Here is a 6,023-nt window from a genome sequence, read left to right as displayed (position 1 = left end):
GCCGTCGGCATGCCCGCCTCTTGCTCCTTGATCATCCCGATAATCTGCGCCTCGGTAAAACGGCTCTTTCGCATTCGTCTGCTCCTTCAAGGTTGGGCAGACTCTACATCATGATGAGGGATTTCGCGGGGGGCAGGTCAGAGGGCGTTGGCGCTGCGTTGCGACCCGGCACTTCGGTCAGCCAGGAGAGCGACGGTGTTCGGCTGGCCGGGGAAGAGCTCGAAGGCGTCTTCGATGGTGATCAGCCGCTCGTGCTCACTTACATGAGTCAGAAGGTGGCGGGCGAAAGTGGTCTTGCCGGTCGAAGTGCCTCCGCTGATCAGGACGTTGAGCCGGGCCTCGACCAGGGTTTGCAGCGCGGCCTTAAGGTTCTCTTCGGCGAGGGAGGCGATGTTTTTCATCTTCTCGGCGCGGAGCGCGTCGAGCGAGACGGCCTTGCCGAAGAGATAGGCGGGGGCGTAGTCTCGGACGCTGCCCGAGGCGAAGAGACGGATCGTGATCGAGGCGCCGCGATCAATGGCGGGCGGCACGGCGACCTGGACCCGGAGGGGTCGGCCCGCATATTCCACCTTGCCGGAGACGAGGGGGTTCTTTTCAGAAACGCGGGCCTTGGCGTCGCCGACGATGGTCTGGGCCATATTGAGGGCGGTGGTGCGATCCACAGTCTGACCTTCGTGGCGCATGGTGGCGTCGCCCGCGACCTCGAGCCAGACCTTGCCGTCCGGGTTGATCGCGATCTCGACCACGTCGTCACGCCTTAGAAGGTCGCGGAACGGGTCGAGATAGCGTTCGAGGTAGGAGGCTGGTGATGCCTGCTCCATCAGTAAATCACCACATCCCGGTCCACGAGCACGGTGACCGAGGCGCCCTGATCGACATAGATCGTCGGTGCGATCGAGACCTGGTCGGCAATAACCGATCCGACCGCGTCCTGAAGGTCGCTGCCGACATCGCCCAGGACGATGCTGGTCGTTTCATTGTTGGCGCTCTCGGCCGCCACGGCCGGTGCCGCCCCGATCACGGAAATCAACGCTGCCCCACCGAAGCGTTCGGCGAACTTGGTGTCGACGAGACCGGTGAGACCCGAGCGACCGAGCCGGTCCCCGCCCACGGCCGCGATTTCCATCGAGGTGCCGTCCGGGGTCAGGACGCGGGTCCAGAGGATCAGGATGCGCTTTTGGTGCATGTCGATGCCGGAGCGGTATTGGCCAAAAAGGCGGGAGCCCCGGGGGATCAGGATCCGGTCCCCGGAGAAGGCCGGGACCGGCTCGGAGACGACCGCCACGACAGACCCGGGCAGATCGCTGTCGATAGCGGTCTGGAGCGCCGCCTGGATGACGGACCCTTGGGTCAGCGTGCGTTCGGGATGGGTGAGGCGGGCGGCCTCCTGCACCTCGAGCGGTCGCGCGCTCTGCAAGAACTGTTCATTGCCCGAGAGGACCGGCCCGCCAGTGCCAGCGGCCGCCGGATCGGCCACCGCCGCGCCACTCGCACCGCCACGCGGACCGTCGGCATAGACCACCGCAGGCGATTTGATCTGCGCGGTCAAAAGCTCCTCGGCGACCCGCTCGGCCTCGCGCAGACGCTGCTCCTCTTCCTGGCGGCGGCGTTCTTCGAGCAGGCGTTGATCGGCGATCAGCCCTTCGCGGTCCAGCTCGGCCTCGAGGCCCTCGCGCTGCGCCCGTTCGGCATCGAGCATGGCCTGCAGTCCTTCGATGCGGGTCTCGGTCTGGCGCTGCAGGTTGGCCAACTCGGCCTCCTTCTCCGCTATAAGTGCTTCCAAGGCCGCCTTCTGCTCATCGAAAGCTTCGCGCAGGTCTGCGACGGCGGAGTGGATCTCCGAATTGCGGGCGGCCTGGCTGGCGGCGAGGGCCTCGCGGAGCTTGGCGATCTCGGCCAGCACTTCGGCGCTCGCTTCAGGGGCAGGGGCCGCGGGCACATCGAGCGCTTCCTCGACAGCGATCAGCGCGTCGTTGACCCGTTGCTCGGTCTCGTCGGGAGGAAACTCCAGCCGCCCACCGGTGCCGGGGCGGCGATCCTGAAAGGTCTCGACATCGGAGGTCTCGAGCGCACTGTCGCCCTCCTGCAGGCCGGTCGCCAGGAAATACGCCACCCCGGCCCCGCCGAAGGCGATGGCCGCGGCGAGGGCGCCGACCCCGAGGCTGTTGCCCCGGCGTTTGGATTTGCCGCGCTGGCTGAATTGATCGAGGCGGTCCTGAAGATCGGGAGGGGTTTGATCGGCCATGGTCAGTTGCTCACGTAGATGGCGCCTTCGTCGCGCCAGGCGCAGAGCGCCTCATCGCCGATTCGCAAGGTCCAGTAGGTGTTCACCCCGAGGACGCGAACGGTGTTGCCTTGCTGGGTCCAGTTCACGGTGCGCTCGCGGCCCTGGTCATCGGCCTTGAAGAGGGCGGGCTGGCGACCGTTCTCCGGGAAGACGAAATACGTATAGCGCCCGTCGTCGTAGATATGGCTGGGGCGGAAATCCCCTTCGCCCGAGACGCGGTAGTTGTAGTTCCGCGGCGCCTCAAACCCCTTCGGTTGGGAGGCCGCCGTCGCACGGCGTTCCTCGTCGGGGTAGCGGAAGCGCACCTCGAAGAACATGCCGGTGCGGTTCGGGATCGAGCCCTCGCGCAGGTGAAAGGAATTGGTGCGGCGGTTGGTGATCACCGTCATGTTGGTCGAGGCCTGCGCGACATGCGGCTTGATGGTCAGCACATTGCCGAGCTCCGGGATTGGATCGACCTGGAAGCTTTCGGTGTCGCCGACGATCACCGCCTCAAACCGTTCCCCCGCTCCAAAATGGATCGTGGTCGAATGCCTGAGATCGGTTTCGATTCGGTAGACCTGGTTCTCATTATAGACAGCGGTGCGGATGCGGATATCGAGCGGGCCGCCTTGGGGCGTGGCCTCGGCAAGGGCGGCGGCAGGCAAGGCAAGCGCCAGGAGGAGCGCGGGCAGGGATTTCATCTTGGTCAGTTCTCCAGGGTCTCGGCGTCGACGCGGTAGGAGGTCACCACGAAGCCCAAGGGGTTGGCCCAGACATCCTGAAGGCGCTGGCGGGTTTCGGGCTCAAAATCGTAGCCGACGGTGGCCACGTAGGACCGGGTCACGGTGCGGGTGTCGCGCGGACGGCGCAGCGTCCGAGTGAAGCGGACCTGGGCCACGCCACGCTCGATCTGGTTCACCGACTTAATCACGACCTCGATCTTGGCGTCGCGGCCGTAGACGGTGATCGGGTAGTCTTCATTCGTGGAGGACCAGAGATCGCGCAATGTGCGGGCGGCGTCGCCATCGGAACGGTCAAGCACCGAGTTGATGCGTTGCTCGCCATCGGTCAGGTCATAGGTTTCCCGATCATCGACATAGGCCACGAGATTGGCCTGGATGATGGCGTCGCTCTCGGAAAGCGTCAGCGCCTGGACGGCGGCGACCCGGTCCATCTCGCCGGTTTCCTTGTCGACCACGACGACGAAGGTCTCGGTCGATTTGAGCGGAAAGAGGCTCGCACCCGCGACCATGCCGGCGACGCCGACCAACACGCCCGCCGCCGCGACGAACCACGCAAAGCGCTCGCGCCGCCTTGGCCCGTAGATGAAATCCGCCTCGAACGCGTCGCGGTCACTTGCTGCGGAACTGGTTACAGTCTTCTTCAAAGTCGTCGTCTTTCACATCAGGGTTTGCGGAAGGCCTTGGCGGCGGAGAGAAGCGCGCCGGGGCTTTGCCGGATCATCTCGCCGGTTTTGACCACACCTGCGTTGGCCGTCTGGTTCAGTTCCTGCGGAGACTTGCCGGTGACGAGGCGCGAAGTGGCACCCGTGCCATACTCCCGCGTGTTCACGAAGCCCTGCCGCGCGAGGCCGGTCAGACCCACGGCATTGGAGGCAATGCCGACAACGCCGGTGAGGTTGGAGGCGATGTAGGGGACCGAGGCCATGATCCCGGCGCTGAGGATCAGGATCACGAGGAAGGGCAGGATCAGGCTCACGGTTTCGACGTCACCGGGATCGGCGGAGGCGTCCCCGATGGCCTCGGCGATTGCCACGATGATGCCCGCGGCCCCCGCGGCCGCGACCGGCATGAGCGCATAGCCGATGGTGGCGCGGGTCCAGGCCTCGAAGAGGGACTGGGTCGGCTTGAACAGCGAAGTCACGATCATGAAGGGGGCGATCACGATCATCAGCGCGAAGACGATGCGGGCGAAGGCGATGATCCCGGCGGTGACGGCGGCGAAAACGGCGGAAAGGACGAAGAAGATGGCACCCAGGACCGCGCCGAAAACCCAGCCCGCTCGGTCGCCGATCGTATCGCCATAGGCGGTGATGCGGGCGACCATGTTGTCGAGGCTCTCATAGACCCCGGCCTCGTCGCCCGAGCCGGTGAGGGCGAGGATCGAAGCGCCGACGGAGTCGGGCACCCGGGTGACGATGTCATAGATGACGCTGAAATTGTCCCAACTTTGCGCGAATATCCCCACCAGTGCTACTTTCATCCCGAAAGCAAAGCCGGTGCCGAAGGGCAGGGGGCGGAGTTGCATGACCGCGTTGATGCCGAGGAGGACGACAAGGAGCGTCGCGCCCGCCGAGATGACATTACCGACCGAGGCCGCCGAGGAGACAAAGCCGTCCTGCGCGACGGTGTTCACCGCGGCGTCGACCTGGCCAAGGATGTCGCGAATGACCCCCATCTACTCGGCACAGTCCTCCACGACTTGCGCCTCGAGCGCATCGGCCCGCGCGTAGAGGTCCAAGACCTTGAAGGGGAGGCGCGGATTGTCCGAGGTCTGGAACCGGGGCAGGGTGGTGAGCGCCTGATCCCAGGTGAAGTCGTCCAGCAGGCAGGTGCAGGTTTCCGAGGCGAGCGCCTCCTCGGCAATCAGGATGCGCAGGATCGCGCGGTAGCCGTTGCGGAGATAGGCCGTCTCCGCCAGATCGGCGGGCGGTTTCGGGACACGGCATGCGTCGGCCTCGTCCCGCGCGATGGCCATCGAGTTGAAGGGTGTGTCACCGGAGGGCTGCGTGGTCGGGGTTTGGGCCAACGCGACACTGGGCAGGGCGGCTACGACAAGTGCTGCAAGACCAAGAGACCGGATTGGCGCCAAGCTGCGGGTCATGGACATCCTCATGGATCCACCGCCATCGAGCGGAACTTGCGCTCGTCCGCGAGGGTCGCGGCATCGACGACACCAAGCTGGCCGGCGCTGACGCCTTGCGCCGCTTCCAGCCGCCAGATCTGGGTCAGGATGATGCCAAGCTCTGCGGTGACGCGGGTGTTGAGATCGACGGCGGCTTTTAGCCCGTCCTGATCGTCGATGAGCCCGACCATGGTCTCGAGCCGTTCGAGGCTCTGCCCCGCCTCTTCATGGCTTTCCTGCGCCGCGACCGACAACATGGCGCTGGCCCCGGCGGAGGTGGCGATGCGGTTGTCGGCAGGCTGATCGGAGCCCGAGAGCGTGCTCAGACGTTCCGAGGTAAAACCACTGCCCGACAGCACCCGCTCGACCGAGGCCGAGAGTTCTGCGCCCGGATTGAAACCGCTTAGGAAATCGCCGCTGGCCAAAGACTGCGCGGTGTTGAGGGGGGCGACCAGTTTGCCACGCAGCGCGCGGAATTCTTCGACCGTGGCAAAGAGTTCTCCGAGCCCGCTGCCTTCAATGAGCGAGGTCAGTTGCGCCTCGAGGTTGGTGAGCTGCGAGAGCTGGGTTTCCAATTCCAGCCGCATGGTCGCGAGTTGCTGCATCTGGACGTTCAGGTCCTCAGCCATGTGCTCGAGTTGCGCGACGAACTGCTGTAGCGCTGAACCGTCGAAAGTCGGCACACCCTGAGCGGTGGCGGGACCGCCGCATCCGAGCGATAGGAAAGCGGCGGTGACCAGAAAATATCGTCTCATTCGGGAACTCCCATCTGCATGAAGTCGCGCTCGGCCAGCCGGTCGGCGACGAGGTGCTGCGCGTAAGCCGCCTCGCGCTGCTGGTTGGCGGCCATCAGCCGGACGCGGAGATTGAGGATGCGACCGATCTCGGC

Annotated in this window: 6 protein-coding genes and 2 pseudogenes; all 8 read right to left on the bottom strand. The window is 65.3% G+C overall.

Annotated features, from left to right (window positions below; genetic code table 11):
- Positions 1-140 precede the first annotated feature (140 nt).
- Positions 141-821: pseudogene (locus AB9K34_RS17480) on the bottom strand (ATPase, T2SS/T4P/T4SS family); the annotation flags it as partial.
- Positions 821-2,245 (bottom strand): TrbI/VirB10 family protein, encoded by a 1,425-nt coding sequence (locus AB9K34_RS17475; RefSeq protein ID WP_369955709.1) that lies wholly within the window; start codon positions 2,243-2,245, stop codon positions 821-823. The gene AB9K34_RS17475 and the pseudogene AB9K34_RS17480, both read right to left, overlap by 1 nt.
- Before the next feature lie 2 nt (positions 2,246-2,247).
- Complete coding sequence (locus AB9K34_RS17470) at positions 2,248-2,970, bottom strand: TrbG/VirB9 family P-type conjugative transfer protein (protein WP_369955708.1); 723 nt, start codon at positions 2,968-2,970, stop codon at positions 2,248-2,250.
- A 5-nt stretch (positions 2,971-2,975) separates the two neighbouring features.
- The gene (locus tag AB9K34_RS17465) at positions 2,976-3,656 is read right to left on the bottom strand and encodes a virB8 family protein (protein WP_209035845.1); all 681 of its coding nucleotides are present in this window, start codon (positions 3,654-3,656) and stop codon (positions 2,976-2,978) included.
- A 17-nt stretch (positions 3,657-3,673) separates the two neighbouring features.
- A complete protein-coding gene (locus AB9K34_RS17460; protein WP_369955707.1) occupies positions 3,674-4,687 on the bottom strand; it encodes a type IV secretion system protein in 1,014 nt (337 codons plus the stop codon).
- A complete protein-coding gene (locus AB9K34_RS17455) occupies positions 4,688-5,113 on the bottom strand; it encodes a hypothetical protein (RefSeq protein WP_369955706.1) in 426 nt (141 codons plus the stop codon).
- A gap of 8 nt (positions 5,114-5,121) precedes the next feature.
- Positions 5,122-5,889, bottom strand: a complete 768-nt coding sequence (locus AB9K34_RS17450) for a type IV secretion system protein (RefSeq protein WP_369955705.1) — start codon at positions 5,887-5,889, stop codon at positions 5,122-5,124.
- Positions 5,886-6,023: pseudogene (locus tag AB9K34_RS17445) on the bottom strand (lytic transglycosylase domain-containing protein); the annotation flags it as partial. The pseudogene AB9K34_RS17445 and the gene AB9K34_RS17450, both read right to left, overlap by 4 nt.

Source organism: Sedimentitalea sp. XS_ASV28 (genome assembly GCF_041224545.1).
Classification (GTDB): domain Bacteria; phylum Pseudomonadota; class Alphaproteobacteria; order Rhodobacterales; family Rhodobacteraceae; genus Sedimentitalea.
Note: the sequence above shows the minus strand (reverse complement) of the source record. Positions and strands in the feature narration are given on the sequence as shown.

What these genes read in the sequence shown, in the direction of transcription:
- AB9K34_RS17475 (WP_369955709.1), bottom strand. Translation starts at nt 2,245, where the DNA reads ATGGCCGATCAAACCCCTCCCGATCTTCAGGACCGCCTCGATCAATTC.
- AB9K34_RS17470 (WP_369955708.1), bottom strand. Translation starts at nt 2,970, where the DNA reads ATGAAATCCCTGCCCGCGCTCCTCCTGGCGCTTGCCTTGCCTGCCGCC.
- AB9K34_RS17460 (WP_369955707.1), bottom strand. Translation starts at nt 4,687, where the DNA reads ATGGGGGTCATTCGCGACATCCTTGGCCAGGTCGACGCCGCGGTGAAC.
- AB9K34_RS17455 (WP_369955706.1), bottom strand. Translation starts at nt 5,113, where the DNA reads ATGACCCGCAGCTTGGCGCCAATCCGGTCTCTTGGTCTTGCAGCACTT.
- AB9K34_RS17450 (WP_369955705.1), bottom strand. Translation starts at nt 5,889, where the DNA reads ATGAGACGATATTTTCTGGTCACCGCCGCTTTCCTATCGCTCGGATGC.